Below are 24,564 nucleotides of genomic sequence, written 5' to 3'. Positions count from 1 at the left end.
TACAACCGGAATAATAGCACGGTTCTAGCAATAAAGAGGCTAAGGCTTCGCATTAAAGTAAAATACCCATGTTGTATATATGGGTTGCGATATATTCGCGTTTTTCGCCTTTTCAAACACCATATTGTCGGCGGCAATAAGCGCATGTTGCTCCCATGCTAAATCAGGCGAGCTTTGCAAAAGCTCTGCCTGTTTCACTGTGCCATCTACACCGATAATAAGGCCAAGTTCAACCCAACCATCCACACTAGGTGTTAAACCCTGTGTCGCTTTAAACGCCGGCTTATCACTTACGTATTGCCAATAATTAGACAGGTCCCCAGATTGAACAAATAATATATTGGGTTCTTCCAATTTGTATTGACTACAACTTGTAACGCTTGGCATTTGATGTTCACGCACTGAAAGACTGACTTTAAAAATGTCGCCATAATCATCCTCTTTCAATTCAACACTTTCACACCCTAAAAAGCCAAACAATTGACCGGTTGTATTACTGTGCCCTACAACCAAAGCACTTTGACCAAGCGCCAATAATTCTTTTGCTAATGTCTCAAGCTGTCGAGGATCATAATCTTGTATTGCAATTCCTAAAGCATTCGCCGTTGGTTGTGCTGTTTGTATCGTGCGTTTGTATTGTGTACTGAAAACCATTTTGACGTCATGCACGGTCATTATATTAGCAAGTTTAACCGCATTCGCGCTGCCCTTGCCCGTTAAGTGAACATCAGTATCGCCCGAAAACTCGGGCTTTGCTTTTTCAAAATGACGAACTAAGTAGAGGTCATATTCAGTTGGTGTTCTTTTGTCTTGCGAACAAGCCATCAGGCCAATAAGCAAAAATAACGCTGCTAAGCATCGATAATATGTTCTATTGAGCTGAAAAGCGCTTTCCACTAGGCGAATTTCTGCAATAGTAAAATGAGCCAGTAAGCCGCGATACCAAACTGCACCAAAAAGAATACAAATCTAAGGATAATTGCAATATTTGCAACCGACGCAATATGAACAATGGATTGGGCTAAACGCGCCAGTATCATATAAATCGCTAATCCATTAGTAATGGCAGCCGATCCAGTAGCTAAGGCCACTATCATTGGTCCTGCGACAAACACGAAAGATTCATAACAATTAGCGTGCGCTCTGGTTAAACGCTCGCCAAAACCACCCACATCATTTCCGCTAGCATCAAATTTTAAAGATTTTCTATTATTCGCTTTGTTGTAAAAAGTTCTGAAACCAGCCAAAGACAATAGCAACAGCATTGTCCATAGAATGTAAGCAATCAGGGCTAAAATTGTGTAGTTCACGTGTGCCTTCCTTTTTTTATGCATTTCCTGTCATAATACACAAATATACTATAAACAAAACCCAAATGAGAGGTAAGCATGTCTGCAATAAACACTATTGACGCTGCTGAAGCCAAGCAACTGCACAATAGCTCAGCAACATTCATAGATGTGCGAGAACCTGCCGAACATAATACCAAACATATTCCTAGTTCAGCACTTATGCCTTTGGGTAAAATTAGTGCCGCAGACTTAGAAATAAATGGTGCTGAAAACATTGTAATTTATTGTCAAAAAGGCATGCGAGGCAACAAAGCCTGCGAAAAATTATTACAACAAAATCCAGCATTAAAATTACATAACTTAGCAGGCGGGATAGAGGCGTGGGAAGCGGCTAATTTTGAGGTGACAAAAGGTAGCAGTAGTGTTTTGCCCCTTGATAGACAAGTTCAAATTGCAATTGGCACACTTGTACTTTGCTTTTCGTTACTGGCCCACTTCTATTCTGCTAATTTCAATTTTGCAGCAGCCTTTGTTGGTGCAGGACTATTGTTTGCAGGATTAAGCGGATTTTGTGGATTAGCTCGTCTCATAGCAATGGCTCCGTGGAACAAATAGACTTTTTTAAACGCTATTTCAGTTTCCTAGCCCTAAGGCTTTTGCCTTTAACCCGATGTTCTCGAAAATGCCCAAGTGCCTTTTTAACACTGCGTTGCTTGATAGCTATGTAGCATTTGTCATGTGTCACTTGCATTTTGCCAATGTCTTCTTTGGGTACTCCCGCTTGTTTAATCAAAGCGCCAAGTAAATCACCTTTACTTATTTTCTGTTTTTTACCACCATCAACCATCACACATTCGTGAGCTGGCAGAACTATTCGATTAGCATGAAAACGTAAAGCCTGAATATGCTTTATTGGAATTTTACTTTCCGTTTCATGAGTGATGCGTTCAAGTGCCGCTTTCTGTGATTCTTCGATTAAGGTAATCGCCGTACCAGAATGTTCTGCCCTGCCAGTGCGACCTACACGATGAGTATGTGTTTCTGAAGACTCGGCAATTTGCGCATTAATAACTAATTCTACTTGTTCAAGGTCGAGACCTCGGGCAGCAACATCTGTGGCCACCAACACATTACAGCATTGTAAAGCAAATTGGGTAAGCACACGCTGGCGTTCAAACTGGGTCAGATCGCCATGAATTGTTAAGGCGCTAAAACCCAAGTGCTGTAGCTCGTTGCAGAGATTTTGAGTATGTACTTTGGTTTGACAAAATATCATACAAGACCTAGGTTGGTGATGAGTTAACACCGCAGATACGCCTTGCTCTAATCGATTATCTTGCAATACATAAGCCAGTTGACTGATTTGAGAATGTTGTTCAGTGTTTTCTACTTCAACAATGCCTGCTTGCCTTAAGTATTGCTTGGTTAAACGTTCAATTGCACCGCCATAAGTAGCTGAAAACAACATGCTATGACGCTGTTTAGGTAGAGCTTTTAGAATCCACTCCATTTGATCACTAAAGCCCATATCCAAAATACGATCTGCTTCATCAAGCACTAACTTTTGTACGTTTTCTACCTTGAGTTTTCCTTTTCGAATAAGATCCATTATGCGTCCGGGCGTACCTACCACAATATCAGGTGTATGCACCAAAGAGGCAATTTGAGGTCCAATTGCAACACCTCCCACAAAGCTTGAGACTTTAGTATTTGGAATATGCTTTGCCAATAAACGTATTTGTTCAGCGACCTGTTGGGCCAACTCTCGGGTTGGACAAAGTACCAAACCATAAATACTGGTTTTATTGCTTGTATTAGTTTCTCCCATATCATCGGCTTGTTCTAACAAGCCTGTTAACAAGCTAATACTAAAAGCTAAGGTTTTACCCGAACCTGTTTTGGCTTTAACCGCGATATCTTTGTTTTGCAATAAATAGGGTAAAGATGCAGTTTGCGTTGTGGTCAACTGCGTATATTTTAAGTCCGCCAAGGCTTTATTTATAGGCAAAGGAAGGCTTAGCGATTGAAAAGTACTAGCTTCATTTTGCTGAGTGTTGTTGGGGGTCATTATTATTTTAAAACCTTGATATTCATTTAATTGTTTATTAATTACTAATTGACGGAAGACAATTGCCAATTAAGCATTTGTCCGGCATAAAAAGGCACAATGTCATCTTGTTTACTTACTGTGCCATTGTCGGCCAAACTTATTAATTCCGGTACTTTCCAAGTTTCCTTTACCAGCGTAATAGTGCCGTCGTTTCGAGGCAAGCCATAAAAATCGGGACCGTAGTGGCTTGCAAATCCTTCTAATTTATCTAGGGCATCTAGCTGTTCAAAAATTTGTGCATAAAGCTCAATAGCACTCCAAGCACTATAACAACCGGCACATCCACAAGCAGATTCTTTTTTGTGTTTTTCATGCGGCGCAGAATCGGTACCTAAAAAAAACTTTTTTGAGCCCTTCGCTACTACTTGCTGTAAAGCTTGTTGATGAATATTTCGCTTTAAAATGGGCAAACAATAATTATGAGGACGAACTCCACCTACCAACAAATCATTTCGGTTGAGCAATAAATGCTGGGGGGTAATTGTGGCGGCTACATTAACGCTTGCGCTTTCAACAAAATCGGCTGCGTCTTTGGTTGTAATATGCTCAAATACTACTTTCAAACTCGGGAAATCGCGCACTATGTCGCGTAAATAGGCATCGATGAATGCTTTTTCCCTATCAAAAATATCAATATGATTTTCGGTCACTTCGCCATGTATGAGCAGCAACATGCCAACATCTTGCATTTTTTCAAATACTGGATATAAATCCCGAATACCCTTAACCGCTGCATCTGAATTTGTTGTGGCACCCGCAGGATAAAGTTTACTGGCAACAATTCCGGCTGCTTTGGCTTTTTCTATCTCAGCGGGTGTGGTTTCGTTAGTCAGATATAGTGTTACCAAGGCATCAAAACCGCTGCCTTCAGGCGCTGCATTTTGTATGCGTTGCTTATAATTAAGTGCCATTTCGGTAGTGGTAACCGGTGGAACCAAATTTGGCATAGCAATGGCACGTTTGAAACATCTGGCAGTAGCGGGCACAGTTTCTTTGAGTAATTCTCCATCCCGAAAGTGTAAATGCCAGTCATCTGGCGTTTGAATGGTCAGACTGATTCGCTTAGCAAGATCGTGCATGTTTGTTACCTTAAATATTCGCAATTTTTAGAAGAAAACGGGCGGAAAATCAGATTAATTTTTCTCGAAAATAAGTCATGATAAATATCTAATTTAGCGCAGGGAGTATAGCCTAAAAAGCTTCGACTGTTTATACTTGTCTTTGACTTGATTTAGGGATCTTTTACGCTTTCCTATTTAACATGAAATAAATTGTCATACGACAGGTCTATTAGCAGTAGATGTACACATAGGAGTTTTACCATTGTCTGAGGCTGCAACATACAAGATTAGTATCAATAATTTGATAAAAGATGCCGCTTGGCCTACCCGAGTAATCGTTAGAATGCTCGATAAAGCGCTCGGTATTTCTCGTATGAACAAACTTTATCACCTGCATCAAATGCAGGGTTTAAGCAAAGAAGACTTTGCAGACAAGCTCATCGACATACTAAAACTTGATATTAGAGGCATTCAAGCACTACAAGAAAAAATCCCAACTTCAGGCCCTGTTGTAATTGCCAGCAATCATCCATTTGGCGGTATCGAAGGGGTTATTTTAGCACGAATTATTGGACAAGTTAGACCCGACTTACAAGTATTGGCAAACAAAGGTCTCGGCATATTTAAAGAACTACGCGATTATTTTATTTTTACTAACCCTTTATCAGAAAAAGACCCTACTAACGGGCCGTCGTTGCGGAAATGTATCAAACATGTCGGTGCTGGGGGAGCTTTATTGCTTTTCCCAGCAGGACGAGTGTCATATTACCAAGCAGAGAAAAGCGGAATAAGCGAACACACTTGGAACAAAATAGTTGGTCGATTAACTAGCATTAACAATTGCCAATATGTGCCTGTTTTTGTAAACGGCACCAATAGTAAATGGTTTTATCGTTTAGGTAGAGTTTACTACCGTATAAGAATGTTATTACTTGCCAGAGAGTTACTAAATAAAACAGGCGCCGTAATCAACTTAAATGCGGGATATCCAGTAGAACAAAAATATTTTAAACATGAAAATCACGTTCAAAGTGCAGATTTATGCAGAGGTATGTCGTATCTGCAGGATAGTAGTTGGTCGTATAACTGGCCACCCGACAAGGTCACGCATATGAAGCCTCTGCTAAGTCCTGTCGACACGAATCTTTTACAAGCCGAAATTGATTCTCTGCCAATCGAACAGCGCTTGATCGAAAATAAAAACTATCAAGTTTATTATGGCTATCAGCATCAAATGCCAAATACTGTGACTGAAATAGCAAGACTAAGAGAGTTAGTATTTCGAGAATTTAACGAAGGTAGTGGCGAGCCACTAGATACCGACCATTTTGATGCAACTTATACCCAATTATTTATATTTAACAAAAAAACTTGCCAAATCATGGGTGCTTATAGAATGGGTTTGACCGACAAACTCCTTGAAAAAGATGGAATGGATGGTCTTTATTTGCACAAGATGTTCGATTTTGCTCCCGAATTTATGAACCGAAAATTTCCCTGTATTGAATTAGGTCGTTCTTTTTTAGTCCCTGAATTTCAGGGCTCTTTTCAAGGCTTATTGCTATTATGGAAGGGAATATGTGCCTTTGTATTTAAATATCCTCAATACCGCATGCTTTATGGAACGGTTTCAATTAGCAAATTGTATCAACCCAAAAGCGTTAAACTTATCGAGTCACTTTTAATAAAATCCGAATACACCGACAACGTTAGCCCCAGAGATAGCTTCAATTTTGATTTACATTCGGAAATAGCCAGTTTATCTGAACAACAAGACCTTTTCGAAAACATCGGTCCTATGCTGATGAGTTTAGAACACGACGGAAAAGGCATACCAACTTTAGCTAAACAATATATTAAAATGGGTGCTAAATTTCATGCGCTCGCAATAGACAAAAGTTTTAACGACACACCTGGATTGCTGTTAAGTGTAGACATGGTTAAATCACCTAAACGTTTGCTAAAACTATACATGGGCGATAATTTTCAAGAATTTCTAGATTATTGGCAAGACAAATAAAAACAATGCTAAACAAGCCCTATTTTAATTTTTCTTAGTATACGCGGCAATAAGAACAATTCGTTGACCATTGACTTTCCCTTCAATGTGCAAAGGGTTTTCAGATAAGCCAATGTTGCGAACTGCGGTGCCACGTTTAGCTGTAAAGTTTGCACCTTTGACATCTAAGTCTTTAATAATAGTGACTGCATCACCTGCTTTTAGCGACACGCCATTAGCATCTAAAGTGGCTTCTTTTAGTTCGCTTAAACCTGCATCTGCCCACTGCTGCAGATCTTCTTCTAAGTAAGCAATATCCAGTAAATCTTGAGCCCAACTTTCTGCAGCACATTGATGCAGTAAACGATAACTCATGACTTGTGCAGGTGCCAATGTCGACCAAATACTGACGCTTAAAAATCGCCAATATTGCATATCATGCTGTGGTCCGCGTTCAATATTTTGCAAACAAGAATTGCATAAATGTAAATGTGAATTGAGGTCAGTTTGTGTCGATTCGGGGACTAAAAACATATTTTCGGAGGGCGCAGATTGGCACAGCTCACAATTACCGTCACTGCGTGTTAGGAGTAAACTTTGAATAGACAAATCTAGCCTTATTTTTTGTAGTAAAACCTGATTTCTAGGCGCTCTTAGTCAAGTGAGTTATGGTTGCAGGCGCATAGCCAAAATACTCAGGAATTGCTTTATTTTGCATGCTGCACATAATTCGTATCAAAGCGTAATGATGAATAGCATGACTACTAGCAAACACCAATTCTCTTTCGAGCGTAGAAAGACAAGTTGCAGACTTTGCACAAGTGACATCAATTTCTGAAGTGACCGATATTTCATTTCGCAAGGAAGTGTCTGACAAATCATTTAACCACGTGTTTATTTGCTGTAATGTCTCGATTGCAGCATCAGGTAATTGTTCAATTTTGTTGTGTCGATGACGTATATTATAGTTAACATGACCTTGTTTTTGGCCATTCATTAATGCTAAAAAATGGTCGACTACATGTCTAATGTGGGCGCCAATGCTGCTTGGAAAATGCGGTGGCAACTGCTTCTGGTACTCATTAAGGTTTAAACCTTCAAGTAAATCAATCGCTTGGTTTACTATAGTGGTATAACTATTTGACATGTCTATCCTTCTTAAGTTTTGTCCAAGGTTGCCTTTGATGCGGTCTCAATAAATAAGCAGCATTTGATTTATAATATCATATTTCAAAAACAACTAAAGAATCTTATTATTTTATGTGCATATTATTGTAGACCCCAAATATCACACTTTTATTTCAATTATAGAAAATATTCAAACACTTGTTACGCATACGTATTCAACTACGCAAACTGTTATACTTTGGTAATATTTATTCAATAACAAAAAAGTAATCGATATGACCAACAAAACTTTAGCTATTCATCAATATTTTCCTGATGCTAGCCGCTTAATTTTAGGTACTATGAATCTAGGTGCTTGGGATGAGTCGCCCATCACCACTGAAGATATCAATCAGGCCTTTGACCTTGTCACAGAAGCAATTGACTTAGGTATTAATGTTATCGATTTAGCTGATATTTACACTTACGGTAAGTCTGAAAAAATTATTGGCGAACTATTTAAAAGAGAACGTTCTCTTCGCCATCATCTCATCTTGCAATCAAAAGTTGGTATAAAACTGCCACCCATAAATACTTCCACCAAAATCACAAAACAGTATGATTTATCGGCTGATTGGATATGCGAAAGTGTAAATAACAGTATAAAGCGTCTTCACAACCAAAATTTAGATATTTTGTTTTTACATAGGCCAGATCCCTTACTTGAGCTCGAACCCATGATGCAAGCGTTAAGCACATTGCATGAACAAGGCAAATTTGAATACTTGGCAGTATCAAACATGCACGCAGGACAAATAGCATGGTTACAAAGCGCAACTAGCATTCCAATTATTGCCAATCAACTCGAAATGAGTCTCGAAAAAGCAGGTTTTGTAGAAGATGGCATTACTACTAACATGTCAGAAAACAAGCAATATGGATTTCCTCGCGGAACCTTAGAGTTTAGTCAGCAAGCAGGTATTCAATTGCAAGCATGGGGTGCATTATCACAAGGTCTATTCGGTCGTGACGAAGTCGCCACAGATAAACTTGCTTATTCTGAAGAAAAATTAAGAGCCATTAACACTACCCGTGAATTAATTCAGACGCTTTCTAAAGAATATGAAGTAGAAAATAACGCAATTGTACTAGCTTGGTTATTGCGACACCCAAGTGGTATTCAACCGGTTCTGGGCACGAGTAAAAGTTCACGTCTTAAAGCACTTTCACAAGCCACAAATATACAGCTTAGCAAAGAACATTGGTATGCAATTTTTGAAGCTAGCCGCGGGCAAGAAGTGCCATAAAATATAAAATTATAGGGGTTAACATGAGGCATAAAACACTATTTCATACTTTTCGACTGACATTTTTTTGTATCACAGTTGGCACAATACTAGCCGCATGTTCGCCTGCACAAAAAAGCCAAAAGATTAAAGATGAAGTGGATAGTGTTAATGCTACAAGCACAAACATTGAGCCCTATTTAACCCGCGACATTCAAGATGAAATCTTTTATTTTGTAATGCCCGACCGTTTTCATAATGCAAAACCTAGCAATGACAATGGCGATCCTAATCGTCCAATTTCATTCGGTGGACTTGATAAAAACTCTAAATGGGCTTTTCATGGCGGGGATATTGCGGGTGTCGAAGCCAAGCTCGATTATATCCAAGGCTTGGGGGTCAGTTCAATTTGGATGACCCCTATTTTACGAAATCGAGCCATACAACCGGATGGTTTTGGGCATCATGGATATTGGGTAGTAGACTTTACCGAAATTGACCCTCACTTTGGTAGCAACGATGATTTAAAAAGTCTGATAGCTGCAGCCCACGCTAGAGATATGAAGGTTTTTTTCGATATCATCACTAATCATACTGCCGACGTAATTAAGTACGAAGAATGTCATATGCCGTCTGGGGAATTTCTCGAAGAAAACCAGAAAGCTTGTGCTTTTATTAGTTCAGCAGAACTCGCTGAAGGTAAAAAATATACTCCCTTTGTGCGTGAAGATGAAAAAAATGTCAAAGTACCCGCATGGCTCAACGATCCAAAATACTACAACAATCAAGGTGATTCTTTTTGGCAGGGGGAAAGCGCAATTAAAGGAGATTTTGTCGGCCTAGACGATATTGATACCAGTCAGCCAGAGGTTATTGATGGGCTTACTGAAGTATTTAAAGACCTTATTTCTGAATTTAAACCTGATGGTTTTCGTATTGACACTGTAAAACATGTCGACATTGAATTTTGGCAAGCTTTTGGGCCTGCAATTACCGAACATGCAAAAAAACTGGGCATACCAGAATTCTTTATTTTCGGTGAAGTGTATGACGGAAATCCAGCCGGTTTAAGCAAATATACAACCGTCGGAAAGCTTCCTTCTGTCCTCGATTTCGGTTTCGCTTTTAATGTGAAAGACGTGCTGATGAACAATAAAAGCTTATCACAATTATCAAGCTTGTTTGATAACGACGATTATTACCGCGATGCTGATTCGAGCCCTAATGATTTACTTAACTTTTTAGGCAATCACGACATGGGACGTGTGGGACACTTTATACAGCAGGGTCTCCCTGATATTGATGAACAAGAAATGCTACAACGTAGTAAACTTGGGCACGCATTAATGTTTTTCTCACGCGGAGTGCCAGTTGTTTATTATGGCGATGAACAAGGCTTTACTGGCGACGGTGGCGATGTGGATGCACGCGAAAATATGGACCCTTCGCAAGTTGCTGTATACAACGACAACAATCTTATTGGCACAAAACAAACTACAGCAGACGACAATTTTAATACACAGCATCCTTTGTATTTGAGTATTGCGAATCTAGCAAAAATAAGAAATTCATACCCAAGCTTACGTCATGGTGAACATATAAACAGGGCAGTCGATGAAAACAAACGCGTTTATGCCTTTAGTCGTGTTATGCCCTCTTTGATGCAAGATTTACTAGTTGTATTTAATTTATCAACACATGCGCAACAATTCGAAATCAGCGCAGAACAAAAGTCATATAAATATGTTGCGGGCGAAGGCAAGGTGAAGAAGATTGACGATACGCTGCAATTTGACATGCCTGGATTGAGTTACAGTTTATTCGAATCCATTGAGCCAATATCGTATTCAACAATTAGCAAAGTTGAAATTCAAGCAAGCTACGAAGAAAATGACCGGGTTTTTATTCCTGTCGATATTACATTTGATAAGCCCGAGCGATTTAACCTGGCCAAGCTGACTTTTTTTGGAGTGCGTGCTAACGGCGAAGAAACACAAATTGCAACTGATACTACTTTTCCGTATAGAGCTGCACTTATGCCCGAATTATTGAGTGAGTTTATAGATGTTAGAGTCGTGGCTACTAACTATAGAGAACAAAGCAAAGAACATACTGCGCGCTTAATCAATTGATATAACAGCGGTTACTATGCGCATACCAAACTGAGCAAACCTGAATACAGAAAAAGTGTTTAGAGTATGAATTAAATTTGTAAACTAAACAAATAGCTTTAAACTTAGATGTGTTTACAGTTATTTATTAAAGTCAAACTTTTGCAAACATTTAGCTTTATCACAACCAAAAAAATCATCAGTAAAATCGGTGGCACTTCTAATTGTGCGCATTATTGTAATGACCTAGGCATTAAACACCCGCTTATTGTTAGCGATCCAAGCATTGTCAATTTAGGCTTAATCGATGAGTTAACAACAAGCTTAAAGCGTAATAATATCGCTTATGAAATTTTCGATAAAATCATGCCTGATCCAAGCGACGACATTATACTCGAAGGCACACAATTTGCCCGCGATAACACAGTTGATGGTGTTATTGGCTTTGGTGGCGGTAGTTCTTTAGATGCAGCAAAAGCAATATCAGTATTATTAAGCGGCCAACAAAATTTAAGTAGCATGTATGGAATAGACCAGATAAAAGTAGAAAGAAGTCCGTTAATACTTATTCCTACTACCGCTGGAACTGGCTCTGAAGTAACACCTATTTCAATACTCACGACAGGTGAAACAACAAAATCGGCGCTCGTATCTGAAAAACTACTCCCAGACATTGCCCTTTTAGATGCTCAACTCACGCTTAATTTGCCACCTGCTGTGACCGCTTCTTGTGGTATCGATGCAATGGTCCATGCAATTGAAGCTTTTACAAGCAAAGAAAAGAAAAATGATTATTCTGACATGCTTGCACACCAAGCATTAAAACTGCTATCCCGTAATATAGAAACAGCAACACACCAAGGTAAATGCTTAACTGCTAGACAAAATATGCTGCTAGGGGCTTGTTTGGCTGGGCAGGCTTTTGCCAATGCCCCAGTGGGTGCAGTGCATGCGTTAGCTTACCCTTTAGGTGGTCACTTTAAAATACCCCATGGTCAGAGTAATGCCATAGTATTGCCGCATGTTTTGCGTTTTAATGCCAGCCACGCGAATGATTTATATGCCGAACTTTGCCCCTCAATATTACCAGAATCTTCTGCAAATAGACTGGCTAACAATTGCGATGCAACCGAAAACCTGAGTTATTATTTTCAACAATTGATGAACGGCTTAGGATTATCCTCACGCTTAAGATCATACTCAATTACCGAAAATCATTTGTCGATGCTTGCAGAAGATGCAATGCAACAAACTCGTCTTTTAGGCAACAACCCTAAACCAGTGACATTCGAAGATGCTTTGCAAATCTACCAACAAGCATATTGATTATGTCATCAGCTAAACGCGCTTTATTAACCGACTACCCAATTTGTATTGAACTCGATACCCGTTGGATGGATAACGACATATATGGTCATGTGAATAACGTCGTTTATTATTCGTATTTTGATACCATTGTGAATCGTTATTTAATAGAAAAAGCCGAACTTGATATACATGCCGGAGATATTATCGGTTTAATCGTTAATTCTCATTGTAATTACCACACTAGCATTTCTTTTCCCGATAAGTTGATGGGCGGTCTTAAGGTCACTAGGATAGGAAGTAGTTCAGTCGATTATAGCTTAGGAATTTTTAAACATGGACAAGAGCTCGCATGCGCTGAAGGGCAAATGACCCATGTTTTTGTTAACCGAGCTGACCGGCGACCTAGGCCTATATCAGGTACATTATTAACAGCACTCTCAAAGGCATTGAAATAACAACAGAGGGAAATAGCCAGTTAAAAATTGATTCAACTGGCGTGAACAACAAACTATTGCTGGAAGAATTCTTTACGTAAATCTCGGTCTGTATTAAATGCACCACCTAAAGATGATGTTTTTGTATATGAATTGGTATCTCTAATGCCACGGGCTTTAACGCAATAGTGAGTCGCGTTAATGCTAACCGCAACGTCTTTGGTACCTGTCAATGCCTGCAAAGCTACCATAACTTGCTGTGTTAAACGCTCTTGAACTTGCGGTCGTTGCGAGAAAAAAGCAACCAAGCGGTTTATCTTACTCAAACCAATAACCGTTCTATTTGGGATATAAGAGACTGTCGCGGTGCCATCGATTGTCACAAAATGATGTTCACAGGTACTGGTTAAACTAATGTCAGTTACCTGAACTGGTTGATCAATTTTCATTTTATTTTCTATTTGCGTGATTTTCGGAAAATGCGAATAATCTAAACCTGAGAAAATTTCGTTGACGTACATTTTAGCGATACGTTTAGGCGTGTCTTGTAAACTGTCGTCGCTTAGATCTAAGCCTAGCGTCTGCATTATTTCAAACATGTTCTGTTCTATTTTGACTCTTTTTTCGTCTGCACTTAGGCCATTTTCTATCATGGGTGTTTCTAGGCCTGCGGCTAGCAAAGCATCTCGAACAAGAATGGCTTGAGGGCTCAAAGATATCTTGTTACTGGCTCCATGCATTACAATTTTTTCGTTTGCTAACATTATTCGTCCAATTTTTAATTTAAGCTTTTATACGCAAATAAACTTAGCTGGTTTACAATTAAACTCAAATTCACCGTATTGTTAGGATCTTAGCGCGTCCTTTTTACGTAAACCTGTGCTTAAGCTTTTCCAATTTAATAAAGGAACACTACATAAGAATGTCAGCTCCAATACTCATTACTGGCGGTGCGCAGCGACTCGGCCTTGCTATTGCCAAAGACCTACTTAGTCGTCAATTTAAGGTAATTATAACATATCGTAGTAAAAAGCCATCGATTGATGAATTGATCGCGCAGGGTTGCATCGCTATTCAGGCTGATTTTAGCACTGACAATGGCATAGCAGCTTGTATAAATGAAATACAATCTCATGCTCAAAGTATACGTGCAATTATTCACAATGCATCTGACTGGGACAGCGAAAAGAGTGGCATGGCAAGTGGTTTAGACGCTGCCCAAATTATGCAAAAAATGATGCAAGTGCACGTTAGCGCACCTTATCAGATAAATTTAGCCTGCAAAGAAATGCTTACAGACCATGCTGATATTATTCACATGACTGACTATGTGCAAGACAAAGGCAGTAACAAACATATAGCGTATGCGGCTAGCAAAGCAGCTTTGCATAACCTGACGCTATCGTTTGCCAGCTTGCTCGCGCCAAGCGTAAAAGTAAACTCGATTGCACCTTCGTTGCTAATGTTCAATATTGACGACACCGAACAATACAAACAAAAAGCTTTGTCAAAATCGATATTAGGTATTTGCCCCGGCGCTCAAGAAGCAGTAAAAGCGGTGAACTTTTTGCTCAACAGTGATTATGTGACAGGGCAAACCCTGCATTTAAATGGCGGGAGACATTTGAAGTAATGCAAAGTAAATCGAAAGTAGGAAAATATGTTGTTGCTACACTTACATTTTACTTAGCAATTGTGTCAAGCCCTGCGTTTAGCGTACAAAATGAGGAAACTGATAAACAACCTACCGCCAATATGGAAGTGATTGCAATCACCGCCAGTAAACGAGCAGAGCCTGTTACCCAAACCCCAGATAGTCTTAGCATTCAACTACAATCTGATATTCAAGACTTATCGGCACAACACATCAACCAAGTATTAGCCAATGTGCCAGGAACATGGATAAGTAGAGGCAACGGTCAGGAACATCTAAGTGCGATTCGCTCACCGGTACTTACTGGCGCTGGCAGTTGTGGTGCCTTTTTTATGGGACTAGATGGTATTTCTTTGCGCGCATCTGGCTTTTGTAATGCAAATCAATTGTTCGATGCTAATTATGAACAAGCTGGACGAATTGAAGTTTTGCGCTCGCCATCAAGTACTTTATATGGTGGTAACGCCTTGCACGGTGTTATCAATATCATGTCTCAAGATGCATTTGCTCATACAGAAAACACCTTAAGCCTTGATGCAGGCGCCAATGATTTTACTCGCTTAAGTCATGCTGTTGGCACACAAGGTGATGATTCAGCGTGGCTCAATTTGATTAACATCACACAAGAAAACGGTTATCAAAGTGAAAGCGGTTATGACCAACAAAAAATGACCAGTATTTACCAATCGAAAGGGAAAATATGGTCGAATAAGAGTCTTATTGATGTTAATAATCTCAATCAAGAAACAGCAGGATTTATTCGCGGGTTTGAAAGTTTTAAAGATGACGATATTCGAAAGTCTAACCCTAACCCTGAAGCATACAGAGATGTAAAATCCCTGCGAGCTTACAGTGCTTTTTCGCGTAATGTTAAAGCTGGCGAGTTAACCTTAACTCCCTATATCCGATGGAATCAAATGGCTTTTTTACAACACTTTTTGCCATGGCAAGCGCTTGAAGAAAATGCTCATACAAGCATTGGTTTACAATCACAATATACGTTTAGTGCAAATAATATAGATTGGATAGCAGGGGTAGACTTTGACCATACAAGTGGCAAACTAAAAGAAACTCAAGAGGATGATTTTTCTCCAAATATTCCCGCCGGACTGCATTATGACTATCGCGTAAAAGCACAACTATCGGCAGGATACTTACAAGGTTTTTGGCGATACGAAAAATGGCGTTTGCGCGTTGGCGCTCGTTTTGAGAATACCAAATACGATTATAACAATTTGACTGATTCAGTGAGTGCATGTGCTATTACAGTAGAAGTGTGCAGATTTACGCGGCCTGAGGATCAAAAGAGAAGTTTTTCGGCAATGTCACCTAGCATTAACGTTCAGTACATAGCGTCTGAAGATTGGTCGATTTATGCTAAGTTTGCACAAGGTTATAGAGCACCCCAAGCTACCGAGCTATTTAGGCTTCAAAATAATCAATTAGTGAGTGATATTGATACTGAAAACATGGAAGCGTTTGAATTAGGCACTCGGTTTAAAAGTAGAACAACGCTTGTTCATTTTGCTGCTTATACTATGGCTAAACAAGACGTTATTTTTCAAGATAGCAACAGACAAAATGTTACTGGGGCAAAAACCGCCCACCGTGGTGCTGAACTCGAATTGCAACAAACATTAAACAAAAATTTGTGGTTTTCTGGTCATATTAGTTATGCTGAACACACGTATAAACAAAGTGACATTAACTTGTCTGATGACATAGCAGGAAATTACATAGACACTGCACCTAAATGGATGGCAAAAGCCAATCTTAACTATCTTGTAAATGATAAAATCGATATGCATTTGAGCTGGCAATGGCTCGATGAATATTATTTAAATCCACAAAACACCGCAGAATATGCGGGTCATAAACTCATTGATATTGATCTCAATTATCAATATTCTGAAAACCTACGAGCTAGCTTGTCAATTTTTAATGTGGGTAACCAGGCTTATGCCGAGCGGGCTGATTTCGCTTTTGGTGCTTACCGATATTTTGTTGGACAAGGACGCAGAGCTTTCGTAAATTTGACATGGGTATACTAGCTTCCACATTTTATACAATGATCACCAAATAAATGAATTTGAAAAAATATACATTATTGCCTGAATGGGCTGACCAAGAAGCTGTTTTATTGGCCTGGCCTACCGCAAAAACTGATTGGGCGACTAACCTCACCGAAACTCAGCAAACATACTTTAATCTAATTCAGGCTATCGATGAAATTGGCTGTTGCATCATTTTACTTTGCCACGAAAACGAACTGAGCAAGCTTAAAAGAAGGCTTGAACCTTCTTTGAAAGTGGCGCTTATCGCCATAAACTACAATGACACATGGATAAGAGATTATGGTTTTTTAACCGTTAGTAACCATCATAAAAATGTTCCGCTAAACTTTTTGTTTAACGCTTGGGGGCAAAAGTTTGCTGCTGAATTAGACAATAAAGTAAATGAGCAATTGGCAGACTTGTGTCGCCACAAAATGTTGCATGTCCCGCTTGTGCTAGAAGGCGGAGCCGTCGAAATTGATGAGAACCAGCAATTGTTATCAACCGCTTCTTGTTTATTTAATCCAAAACGTAACGGCGATATGTCCGCGCCCGAGTATATTGACTTGTTCAAACAATATTTAGGTGCAAAATCTGTCGATATCTTAAAGCATGGTAAACTAGAAGGCGACGACACCGATGGGCACATAGACACTCTGGCAAGGTTCACACCACTGATGGGTATTGTGGTGCAAAGTGCGAATAATCGTCCTGCTGACCCACACTTTAATAGTTTATTGCGTTTGTACAACGAATTAAAAAAACGCTACCCCAATTATAAAATATTTAGCCTCCCTTTACCTTATATCGAAAATACTCAAGGTGATAGGTTACCGGCTTCTTATGCCAATTTCTTGATTCTGAATAAGCATATTTTAATGCCTATCTACCAGCAAGAAGAGGACAATGAAGCCTTGAGTGTCATGCAGGAGGCTTTCGCAAACTATAAGATAGTACCAATAGATTGTCTTAGTCTAGTACAACAATATGGCAGCTTACATTGCGTGAGTATGCAAGTACCCATAAACACTCTAAAATCAGAAATTTTGGCTCAGGCGCAATTAGGAGTGTGTGAATTATGACCGCATCAAGATTAAAAGTTGGCCTGGTTCAACAGGCAATCAAAAGCAATAATAAGCGTGAAAACTGGCAAGCGTCAGCGGTAAACATTCGTGAATTAGCCGCTCAAGGCTGTCATTGTGTGCTTTTGCAGGAACTTCATTCAAGCCTGTACTTTTGTCAAAGTGAAGACGTAAATATGTTTGATTTGGCTGAGCCTATCCCTGGAGAAGGTAGCGAGTTTTTTGGCAAGTTGGCAGAAGAATTACAGCTAGTGTTGATCACTTCCTTATTTGAGAAGCGCGCAAGCGGTCTTTATCACAATACAGCTGTGGTATTTGATAAGAGCGTCGAAATTGCTGGTATATATCGCAAAATGCATATTCCTGATGATCCCGGTTTTTATGAAAAGTTTTATTTTACACCCGGTGACCTAGGTTTTACACCGATCAGCACGAGTATAGGCAAGCTTGGTGTTTTGGTATGCTGGGATCAGTGGTACCCAGAGGCGGCGAGACTAATGGCCATGGCAGGAGCCGACATCTTGTTTTACCCAACCGCAATTGGTTGGGACCCCCATGATTCAGATGAGGAACAACAACGTCAACAAGATGCATGGGTAACCATCCAACGCTCACATGCTGTGGCTAATTCATTACCTGTTGTTGTAGCCAATAGAGTAGGGTTTGAAGCTTCTCCAATTGCAGGTGACCCAGGCATCCAATTTTGGGGACATAGCTTTGTAGCCGGCGCACAAGGTGAAATCCTCGCGCTAGCCAGTGATGAAAAACAACAAACACTTGTCAGCGAAATAGACTTACACAAAACGGAACAAATAAAACGCATATGGCCTTATTTCAGAGACCGCAGAATCGATGCTTATAAAGATTTAAACAAACGCTGGATTGACGATAAGTAGCCTAATAGCTCGCTACCTTCGATTAGCTTGGGTGCCGAATACTGGCATCAAAATAATAAATGCTAAAACCTTTCATTATATTTTATATATGCTTGCACCGTGCATTAAATAACGAGAACGTAATTTATCGTTCACTAAAGCTTTAAAAGCAAGGTCGTCGCTGTCTAAGCCCCCTGTATATTTGCCAAAAGCTGGCATAATCAAAATTTTGTCATCGAGTAAAAAACTCTTGCCGTTTACTTTTCTATTTGCCAATTTGATAGTCAATTTAGGATGAAAGTGTCCAACAATTTGTGCGCAAATATCGTCAAATAATGCAAGATTTTCGGGCTCATGAGTTAATAAAAGGCCATCGAGCTGAATGTTTGCAGAGCGCTCACCCAGCACTACCTTTGGTATATCAGGGTCATGGTTACCTTGCACCCAAGTCCATCTATGTGTTGTGTTCACTAGCTCATTTAAAGAGCTCAAATCGGTATCTTCCATACGATTAACCGCGTTGCCATCATGTAGAGAGTCACCTAAACATATCACCCATTTACAGGCATAACGTTCTAAACAGTTTTGGATTCTGGTTAGTGTATTTCGACTATCTAAACGCGGTATTGGATTTGAAAATTGACTTAAAAAGCTACCTTTTTCTAGATGCAGATCACTAAAAATAATTGCATCATATCGGGGCCATATTAATACTCCATCAGCGGCAAGTAATAAGCTTTGAGTACCAAAATGAATCGGAATAACTTTATGTTGCTGAATGAGCTCTTTAAGTGCTTCTGCCGATAACATTTGTTAGTTATTCCCTTCCAAGAGTAGCCTTACATCGTCCAGCATTAATACTGCCTCCTGATATAAATTGGCTTGTTCGAGCAACGATTGTGTACCTGCCCCTGTTATTAGTTCACTGCGCACATCTAACACAATAGGAATGGACATAGGCGAAGGTTTAGCTAGACTTATAAACTCAAAGTTTTGATGAAATCTAAACAACAAAGTTGCTGTGCGTTCAAGGTCCAATAATTCGCGTTGTGCATTCTCTCTTGTGACTTTTAATAGTACATGGTCCGGCTCATATTCGCGCAAAGTATCGTAAATTAAGTCAGTGGAAAAGGTGACCTGACGCATGGTTTTTTTGCTACTATGATACTGCTGTTCAATCAAACCGCTGACAACAGCTACCTGCCTAAAACTACGTTTAAGCATGCTAGCTTCAAGCATCCAATCTTCTAATTCATCGCCTAAAATATCGGGATTAAATAGTGTTGTAATATCATCTGCCTGAATTGTATTTATTGAGGCTATAGACAAGCCATAGTCGGTTATTGAAAAGCTCAAGGGCTTGAGACCTTGCTTTTCCATTCGCCTAGTGATCAACATGCCTAAGGTTTGATTTGCCTTTCGACCTTCAAATGTGTAGAAAAGCGTAGTTTGTGATTTTCGATAAGGAAAATGTTCAATTAATAATTTAGTTTGGGAAGGTAAATGGCTGAATGCTTGTTGCAATTGCAGCCAATCTCGCACTAATTTTGGTAATTTTTGCCACGCCTTTGGCTGATTGATCAAGCTTCGAACAGCATCCGCTAAATAAGTAGAAAGTGGCATTTGACCTCCCATATAACTGGGAATTTTCGGCTCTTTTGCTTTACCTGGTCGCGCCTCCACCATCATATCCCTGATACCTTCAAACACCAACACTTCACCAGCAAAATAAAAACTATCCCCCTTGACCAATTGTTGGGCAAAATATTCTTCTACTTCGCCAATGATTTTACCTTGATGCGCTCGTCTGAGCTTCTTTACTCTTAAGCGTCCGGCTTCAACGATAGTGCCTATATTTTGCCGATGACGCATGATTACGCGTTTATTTGATGGTGTAAAACCATCTTCGTTTTGACTCAGTCGATTATATCTTTCGTAGCCTTTTAGCGCATAACCACCGTCATAAGTGAATGCCCACAATTGATCAAAGGTTGACTTATCGACACCACAATAAGGCGCGGCATCTAAAATTTGCGAATATACCAACTCGGGAGTAGTAGCTTGGCTGCATACGCAATTCATAATATATTGCGGAATAATATCGAGTGAGCCTGAAATTGGCGGCTCTCCATCTAAGTCCCCTGCTTTAATAGCCTTGATCGCAGCCAAACATTCCAAAGATTCAAAACGATTAGCTGGGACCAAGAGCGCTTTTGAGGGTTCATCAAGAGTGTGATTAGAGCGACCGATGCGTTGCATTAAGCGGCTGACCCCCTTGGGCGCGCCAACTTGAATCACTAAATCAACGTTACCCCAATCAATGCCTAATTCTAATGCCGACGTTGCCACTATAGCTCTTAATTTACCCTCGGCCATAAGTGCTTCAGTTTTGGTGCGTTGCTCTTTGCTCAAAGAACCATGGTAAATCGCAATGGGTAGCGCGTCAGAATTTATCTCCCATAGACTCTGAAAGATCAACTCGGCTTGAGCACGTGTGTTGACAAAAACTAAACTAGTTTGCGCTTTAGTGATGGCATTTAGTATTTCTTTACGAGCATATTTAGCCATATACCCACCAAAAGGAATATGCTGACGATTAGTGAGTATTGATACTTTGGGTTTAACTGCACTTTTTGCTTTTAAAATATTAACCGGCTCACCGCTGGGGCCCAACCAATTAGCCAAAGACTCTGGATGCGCAACGGTGGCAGATAAACCAACTCGAATAAAAGAGCTATTTAGCCAGCGTAATCGCGCCAAAGCTAAGGACATAAAGTCACCTCTTTTACTGTTAGCAAATGAATGAGCTTCGTCGACAATGACGCATTTTAAATTAGCAAAAATCTTCGCGGCGTCAGCATAAGACAACATTAGCATCAGTGACTCAGGCGTAGTTAATAATATATTAGGGGGGGATTTACGCTGTTTTTGTCGCCTATACGCAGTGGTATCACCTGTTCTAGCGTCCACGGTAATGGCTAAGCCCATCTGTTCAATGGGGGCTGAAAGGTTCCTATTGATATCGTATGTTAAAGCTTTAAGAGGCGATACATACAATGTATGCAAACCTATTTCTTGTTGCCGTTTGCCGCTAGAAAGCCCTTTATCAATATCAATCAAACTAGGCAAAAATCCAGACAAGGTTTTGCCAGCGCCTGTTGGCGCAATCAGTAAAGTAGATTCCTGATTAGCAAAGGCGCTTACCATTTTTTGTTGATACGGCCTAACCTTCCAATGCTTAGCGCTAAACCACTCTTTAAAAGCGCTCGGAATAATCCCTCGTTTTACTGCGGTCAACGCTTTTACCTTTTTATGATTATCAACAGGATATTTATACTTTTTACGACGGACTTAAGTTTACTCATGCCCTTGTGAATAAAACTATTAATCGGTTCAGAGCTTATAAGCGTACCAGACTATTATAAGTAAACGTATACAAGAGAATCGCGTGCACCCCGAAAAGTGGATAAAAACAGACAAGAACGGACTTTATTGTAAGCCACTCGATGCTTATATCGACCCAATGCAAGCGGTTAATAACGCCATTATCACTCACGCCCATGCCGATCATGCTAGAGGGGGCCATACTAATGTTTATGCTACTCAAGCAACGTTAGACATCATGGCGATTCGTTATGGTGAAGACCATGCCAAAGCGACTTATGCTTTGGAGTATAGACAAATGCAAACTCTCAACCAAGCTAGCTTTACACTTTTCCCTGCGGGTCATATTTTAGGCTCAGCTCAAGTGTTAATCGAATACAAAAATCAACGCTTGGTTCATACTGGAGATTGTAAACGACAGCCAGACGATACCTGTGAAGCCTTTGAGGCAGTGCCATGTGACGTTTTTGTCACTGAAGCAACTTTTGGCTTACCGGTGTTTAAACACCCCGATATTGAACACGAAACTCAAAAGCTATTAGATTCTCTAGCCCTGTTACCAGAAAGCTGCCATTTGGTTGGCGTTTATGCTCTAGGTAAATGCCAAAGGTTAATATTGGCCTTGAGAAAGCTCGGCTATCACTCGCCGATATACATTCACGGCGCGTTGCTTAAGTTATGCCAGTTATATCAACGCTATAATATCGATCTAGGAGAGCTTGTCGAGGTAGCTATGCTGGAGGATTTATCTATATTAAAAGGTAAAATAGTACTTGCCCCACCATCTGCTTTAAATGATAGATGGTCGCGCAAATTACCTCAAGTAATGACCGCCATGGCTTCGGGATGGATGCAAATAAGAGCGCGTAGCAAGCAACGGCGTGCTGAGTTACCGCTCATTATTTCAGATCATAGCGACTGGCACGATTTATTGCGCACTATTGAAGAAGTGAATCCTAAAGAAGTATGGGTAACCCATGGCCGCGAACAGGCACTAGTGCATCAGGCACAAAAAATGGGATATAAGGCAAAGGCATTAAGTTTAGTCGGTTATAGCGATAATGAAGACGCTTTTGTTGACGAGGAAAAGCGCTAGTGCGTAATTTTGCTAAGTTGGTTGATAGCCTTTACTTTATTAACAGCAATAAGGCAAAAGCGGGCCTACTAATCAACTATTTAAAAACAACACCCGACCCAGATAGAGGCTGGGCAATTGCCGCTATCGCGGGCGACTTACACTTTGATTTTTTCAAACGCCGCGTAATAAAAGAGTTAATCACCGAGCGCATTGACCCCTTATTATTTGATTTGAGTTATGACTATGTGGGTGAAATGAGCGAAACAGTTGCCCTGTTATGGTCATCCACTATTGAGAGGGGAATAAAAAAAGATAATCCAGACACGATAAATGCAGTCCCCAGTTTGCACGACGTGGTTACTATGTTTAAAACGCTGGCTAAAAAGGATGTTAAACCCTACCTTGCCGCTTTGTTGGATGCGCTTAGCCCAGCGGAAAGATGGGCATTGATCAAACTAGGAACTGGTGGATTAAGAATTGGGATATCTACCCGATTTTTGAAAAAAATATTAGCAGAATATGCAAAAGAATGCACACCTAACAATGCTGTTGATATTGAACAAATTGAACGCTTATGGCATGCAGTTGAGCCACCTTACTGTGATTTATTGGCATGGTTAGAAGGCAAAGAAAAGCGTCCAGAAACAAGCCACAAACTGACCTTTCAGCCTGTCATGTTGGCACATCCATTATTGCCGTCTGACCTAGATAAATTAGATTTAGCCGACTGGCAAGCAGAGTGGAAATTTGACGGGATTCGGGCTCAATTGCTAAGAACAGAAAAAGGTGCGGCACTTTATAGTCGTAACGGCGATGATATTTCCAAAAGCTTTCCAGACTTGATTAATAAAGTCCTTAGTACTGACCTATATGGGCGTTTCGACGGTGAATTATTAGCGCTTAATCCTGATAAGAGCAATATTTGTGAGAAAGATAATTACGCTCACATTGCTAGTTTTAATCAACTTCAACAACGTTTAAACAAGAAAAAGCCAAGTAAAGCATTAATGTTAGAAATACCCGTAGGATTTATTGCCTACGATGTGCTTGATACTCCTTCTTGCGAATACCGAGGGTTAGTGCTCAAAGAGCGGTCAATTGCTTTAGCTAATTTATTGCAGCCTTATAAACATATTGATGTTTATCCATCTGAATTACTTGCTTTTGCTACCACCGAAGATTTGCTTAATTTAAAGACACAAGCCAGCAAACTTTCCAATGGTTATATTGAAGGGATCATGCTGAAAAACAAGTTAGGCAAATATGTCGCTGGCAGGCCAAAAAACCAATGGTACAAATTAAAGAGAGAGCCAAAGCTGATTGATGCAGTGATAATGTATGCGCAACGAGGGCATGGTAAGCGCTCAAGCTACTATTCTGACTTTACCTTTGGTTGTTGGCAAGATGGACAATTATTGCCAGTGGGGAAGGCGTATTCAGGCTTTACGGACGCAGAATTAAAAAAGTTAGACACATGGGTAAGGCGCAATACACTTGGTCGATTTGGTCCGGTCAAGGAAGTAAAAAAAGCGCTCGTATTTGAGGTTGCATTTGACGCGGTACACCCGTCTAACAGGCACAAGTCGAAAGTTGCTTTGCGTTTCCCACGCATCAATCGAATTCGCTGGGACAAGCCTGCGGGCGAAGCGGATCCTCTCGAAAATCTAATTAAATTAATAGCTAATTAAAGGTAGTTAAGCTTGCAAGTTGTCGCGTTTTTTCTTGCATA

At 40.1% G+C, this 24,564-nt stretch carries 21 protein-coding genes; 12 read left to right on the top strand and 9 right to left on the bottom strand.

Annotation, left to right across the window (positions count from 1 at the left end):
- Positions 1–39: 39 nt before the first annotated feature.
- Positions 40–897, bottom strand: coding sequence for a histidine phosphatase family protein (locus RM552_RS15370; RefSeq protein WP_311369753.1), 858 nt, complete (start codon positions 895–897; stop codon positions 40–42).
- On the bottom strand, positions 897–1,310 hold the full coding sequence (locus RM552_RS15365) for an MAPEG family protein (protein ID WP_311369752.1): 414 nt from the start codon (positions 1,308–1,310) through the stop codon (positions 897–899). Before RM552_RS15365 ends, RM552_RS15370 begins: the two co-directional genes overlap by 1 nt.
- Before the next feature lie 78 nt (positions 1,311–1,388).
- On the opposite strand from RM552_RS15365, the gene RM552_RS15360 reads away from it, so the two are divergent.
- The gene (locus RM552_RS15360) at positions 1,389–1,907 is read left to right on the top strand and encodes a rhodanese-like domain-containing protein (RefSeq protein WP_311369751.1); all 519 of its coding nucleotides are present in this window, start codon (positions 1,389–1,391) and stop codon (positions 1,905–1,907) included.
- Between the two features lie 13 nt (positions 1,908–1,920).
- Here RM552_RS15360 and dbpA read toward each other — a convergent pair whose 3' ends face one another.
- Complete coding sequence (gene dbpA, locus RM552_RS15355; RefSeq protein ID WP_311369750.1) at positions 1,921–3,360, bottom strand: ATP-dependent RNA helicase DbpA; 1,440 nt, start codon at positions 3,358–3,360, stop codon at positions 1,921–1,923.
- A gap of 44 nt (positions 3,361–3,404) precedes the next feature.
- Positions 3,405–4,481: a dihydroorotase gene (gene pyrC, locus RM552_RS15350; RefSeq protein WP_311369749.1), complete on the bottom strand. Its 1,077-nt coding sequence runs from the start codon at positions 4,479–4,481 to the stop codon at positions 3,405–3,407.
- Between the two features lie 244 nt (positions 4,482–4,725).
- On the opposite strand from pyrC, the gene RM552_RS15345 reads away from it, so the two are divergent.
- Positions 4,726–6,483 (top strand): bifunctional lysophospholipid acyltransferase family protein/GNAT family N-acetyltransferase, encoded by a 1,758-nt coding sequence (locus RM552_RS15345; protein ID WP_311369748.1) that lies wholly within the window; start codon positions 4,726–4,728, stop codon positions 6,481–6,483.
- Positions 6,484–6,507: 24 nt separating this feature from the next.
- On the opposite strand, the gene RM552_RS15340 is transcribed toward RM552_RS15345, so the two are convergent.
- Positions 6,508–7,071, bottom strand: coding sequence for a PhnA domain-containing protein (locus RM552_RS15340; RefSeq protein WP_311369747.1), 564 nt, complete (start codon positions 7,069–7,071; stop codon positions 6,508–6,510).
- Positions 7,072–7,105: 34 nt separating this feature from the next.
- Entirely contained in the window at positions 7,106–7,609 is a 504-nt protein-coding gene (locus RM552_RS15335; protein ID WP_311369746.1) for a DinB family protein, read from the bottom strand.
- 256 nt (positions 7,610–7,865) lie between these two features.
- Here RM552_RS15335 and RM552_RS15330 point away from each other — a divergent pair, with 256 nt between their 5' ends.
- The 4 genes from RM552_RS15330 (at position 7,866) to RM552_RS15315 (ending at position 12,729) form a co-directional block, all read left to right on the top strand.
- Positions 7,866–8,876, top strand: coding sequence for an aldo/keto reductase (locus tag RM552_RS15330; RefSeq protein WP_311369745.1), 1,011 nt, complete (start codon positions 7,866–7,868; stop codon positions 8,874–8,876).
- Between the two features lie 23 nt (positions 8,877–8,899).
- Positions 8,900–10,987, top strand: coding sequence for an alpha-amylase family glycosyl hydrolase (locus tag RM552_RS15325; protein WP_311369744.1), 2,088 nt, complete (start codon positions 8,900–8,902; stop codon positions 10,985–10,987).
- Between the two features lie 141 nt (positions 10,988–11,128).
- Positions 11,129–12,292, top strand: coding sequence for an iron-containing alcohol dehydrogenase (locus RM552_RS15320; protein WP_311369743.1), 1,164 nt, complete (start codon positions 11,129–11,131; stop codon positions 12,290–12,292).
- A 2-nt stretch (positions 12,293–12,294) separates the two neighbouring features.
- Complete coding sequence (locus RM552_RS15315) at positions 12,295–12,729, top strand: acyl-CoA thioesterase (protein WP_311369742.1); 435 nt, start codon at positions 12,295–12,297, stop codon at positions 12,727–12,729.
- Positions 12,730–12,782: 53 nt separating this feature from the next.
- Here the strand turns inward: RM552_RS15315 and folE are convergent, their stop codons facing one another.
- Complete coding sequence (gene folE / locus RM552_RS15310) at positions 12,783–13,472, bottom strand: GTP cyclohydrolase I FolE (protein ID WP_311369741.1); 690 nt, start codon at positions 13,470–13,472, stop codon at positions 12,783–12,785.
- Positions 13,473–13,630: 158 nt separating this feature from the next.
- On the opposite strand from folE, the gene folM reads away from it, so the two are divergent.
- The 4 genes from folM to RM552_RS15290 are packed head-to-tail and all read left to right on the top strand — an operon-like array spanning position 13,631 to position 18,394.
- Positions 13,631–14,341 carry a dihydromonapterin reductase gene (gene folM / locus RM552_RS15305; RefSeq protein WP_311369740.1) on the top strand — a complete coding sequence of 237 codons (711 nt, stop codon included), beginning with the start codon at positions 13,631–13,633 and terminating at the stop codon, positions 14,339–14,341.
- Positions 14,341–16,413 carry a TonB-dependent receptor gene (locus RM552_RS15300; protein ID WP_311369739.1) on the top strand — a complete coding sequence of 691 codons (2,073 nt, stop codon included), beginning with the start codon at positions 14,341–14,343 and terminating at the stop codon, positions 16,411–16,413. Before folM ends, RM552_RS15300 begins: the two co-directional genes overlap by 1 nt.
- Positions 16,414–16,445: 32 nt before the next feature.
- The gene (locus tag RM552_RS15295; RefSeq protein ID WP_311369738.1) at positions 16,446–17,498 is read left to right on the top strand and encodes an agmatine deiminase family protein; all 1,053 of its coding nucleotides are present in this window, start codon (positions 16,446–16,448) and stop codon (positions 17,496–17,498) included.
- Positions 17,495–18,394 carry a carbon-nitrogen hydrolase gene (locus RM552_RS15290; protein WP_311369737.1) on the top strand — a complete coding sequence of 300 codons (900 nt, stop codon included), beginning with the start codon at positions 17,495–17,497 and terminating at the stop codon, positions 18,392–18,394. Before RM552_RS15295 ends, RM552_RS15290 begins: the two co-directional genes overlap by 4 nt.
- Positions 18,395–18,469: 75 nt before the next feature.
- Here RM552_RS15290 and pdeM read toward each other — a convergent pair whose 3' ends face one another.
- Together pdeM and RM552_RS15280 are read right to left on the bottom strand one after the other, a co-directional pair.
- A complete protein-coding gene (pdeM, locus tag RM552_RS15285) occupies positions 18,470–19,183 on the bottom strand; it encodes a ligase-associated DNA damage response endonuclease PdeM (RefSeq protein ID WP_311369736.1) in 714 nt (237 codons plus the stop codon).
- A gap of 3 nt (positions 19,184–19,186) precedes the next feature.
- Positions 19,187–21,670, bottom strand: coding sequence for a ligase-associated DNA damage response DEXH box helicase (locus tag RM552_RS15280; protein ID WP_311369735.1), 2,484 nt, complete (start codon positions 21,668–21,670; stop codon positions 19,187–19,189).
- Positions 21,671–21,821: 151 nt separating this feature from the next.
- Here RM552_RS15280 and RM552_RS15275 point away from each other — a divergent pair, with 151 nt between their 5' ends.
- Together RM552_RS15275 and RM552_RS15270 are read left to right on the top strand one after the other, a co-directional pair.
- Positions 21,822–22,853, top strand: coding sequence for a ligase-associated DNA damage response exonuclease (locus tag RM552_RS15275; RefSeq protein ID WP_311369734.1), 1,032 nt, complete (start codon positions 21,822–21,824; stop codon positions 22,851–22,853).
- Complete coding sequence (locus RM552_RS15270) at positions 22,853–24,523, top strand: cisplatin damage response ATP-dependent DNA ligase (protein WP_311369733.1); 1,671 nt, start codon at positions 22,853–22,855, stop codon at positions 24,521–24,523. Before RM552_RS15275 ends, RM552_RS15270 begins: the two co-directional genes overlap by 1 nt.
- Positions 24,524–24,564 lie beyond the last annotated feature (41 nt).

This window comes from Glaciecola petra (genome assembly GCF_031846345.1).
Classification (GTDB): Bacteria; Pseudomonadota; Gammaproteobacteria; order Enterobacterales; family Alteromonadaceae; genus Glaciecola; species Glaciecola petra.
The sequence above is the reverse complement of the archived record's forward strand: the minus strand, read 5'-3'. Positions and strand labels throughout refer to the sequence as shown.

Excerpts from the sequence above, each read along its gene's own strand:
- RM552_RS15360 (WP_311369751.1), top strand. The coding sequence starts at position 1,389 with ATGTCTGCAATAAACACTATTGACGCTGCTGAAGCCAAGCAACTGCAC.
- dbpA (WP_311369750.1), bottom strand. The coding sequence starts at position 3,360 with ATGACCCCCAACAACACTCAGCAAAATGAAGCTAGTACTTTTCAATCG.
- pyrC (WP_311369749.1), bottom strand. The coding sequence starts at position 4,481 with ATGCACGATCTTGCTAAGCGAATCAGTCTGACCATTCAAACGCCAGAT.
- RM552_RS15335 (WP_311369746.1), bottom strand. The coding sequence starts at position 7,609 with ATGTCAAATAGTTATACCACTATAGTAAACCAAGCGATTGATTTACTT.
- RM552_RS15330 (WP_311369745.1), top strand. The coding sequence starts at position 7,866 with ATGACCAACAAAACTTTAGCTATTCATCAATATTTTCCTGATGCTAGC.
- RM552_RS15325 (WP_311369744.1), top strand. The coding sequence starts at position 8,900 with ATGAGGCATAAAACACTATTTCATACTTTTCGACTGACATTTTTTTGT.
- RM552_RS15315 (WP_311369742.1), top strand. The coding sequence starts at position 12,295 with ATGTCATCAGCTAAACGCGCTTTATTAACCGACTACCCAATTTGTATT.
- folE (WP_311369741.1), bottom strand. The coding sequence starts at position 13,472 with ATGTTAGCAAACGAAAAAATTGTAATGCATGGAGCCAGTAACAAGATA.
- folM (WP_311369740.1), top strand. The coding sequence starts at position 13,631 with ATGTCAGCTCCAATACTCATTACTGGCGGTGCGCAGCGACTCGGCCTT.
- RM552_RS15300 (WP_311369739.1), top strand. The coding sequence starts at position 14,341 with ATGCAAAGTAAATCGAAAGTAGGAAAATATGTTGTTGCTACACTTACA.
- RM552_RS15295 (WP_311369738.1), top strand. The coding sequence starts at position 16,446 with ATGAATTTGAAAAAATATACATTATTGCCTGAATGGGCTGACCAAGAA.
- RM552_RS15290 (WP_311369737.1), top strand. The coding sequence starts at position 17,495 with ATGACCGCATCAAGATTAAAAGTTGGCCTGGTTCAACAGGCAATCAAA.
- pdeM (WP_311369736.1), bottom strand. The coding sequence starts at position 19,183 with ATGTTATCGGCAGAAGCACTTAAAGAGCTCATTCAGCAACATAAAGTT.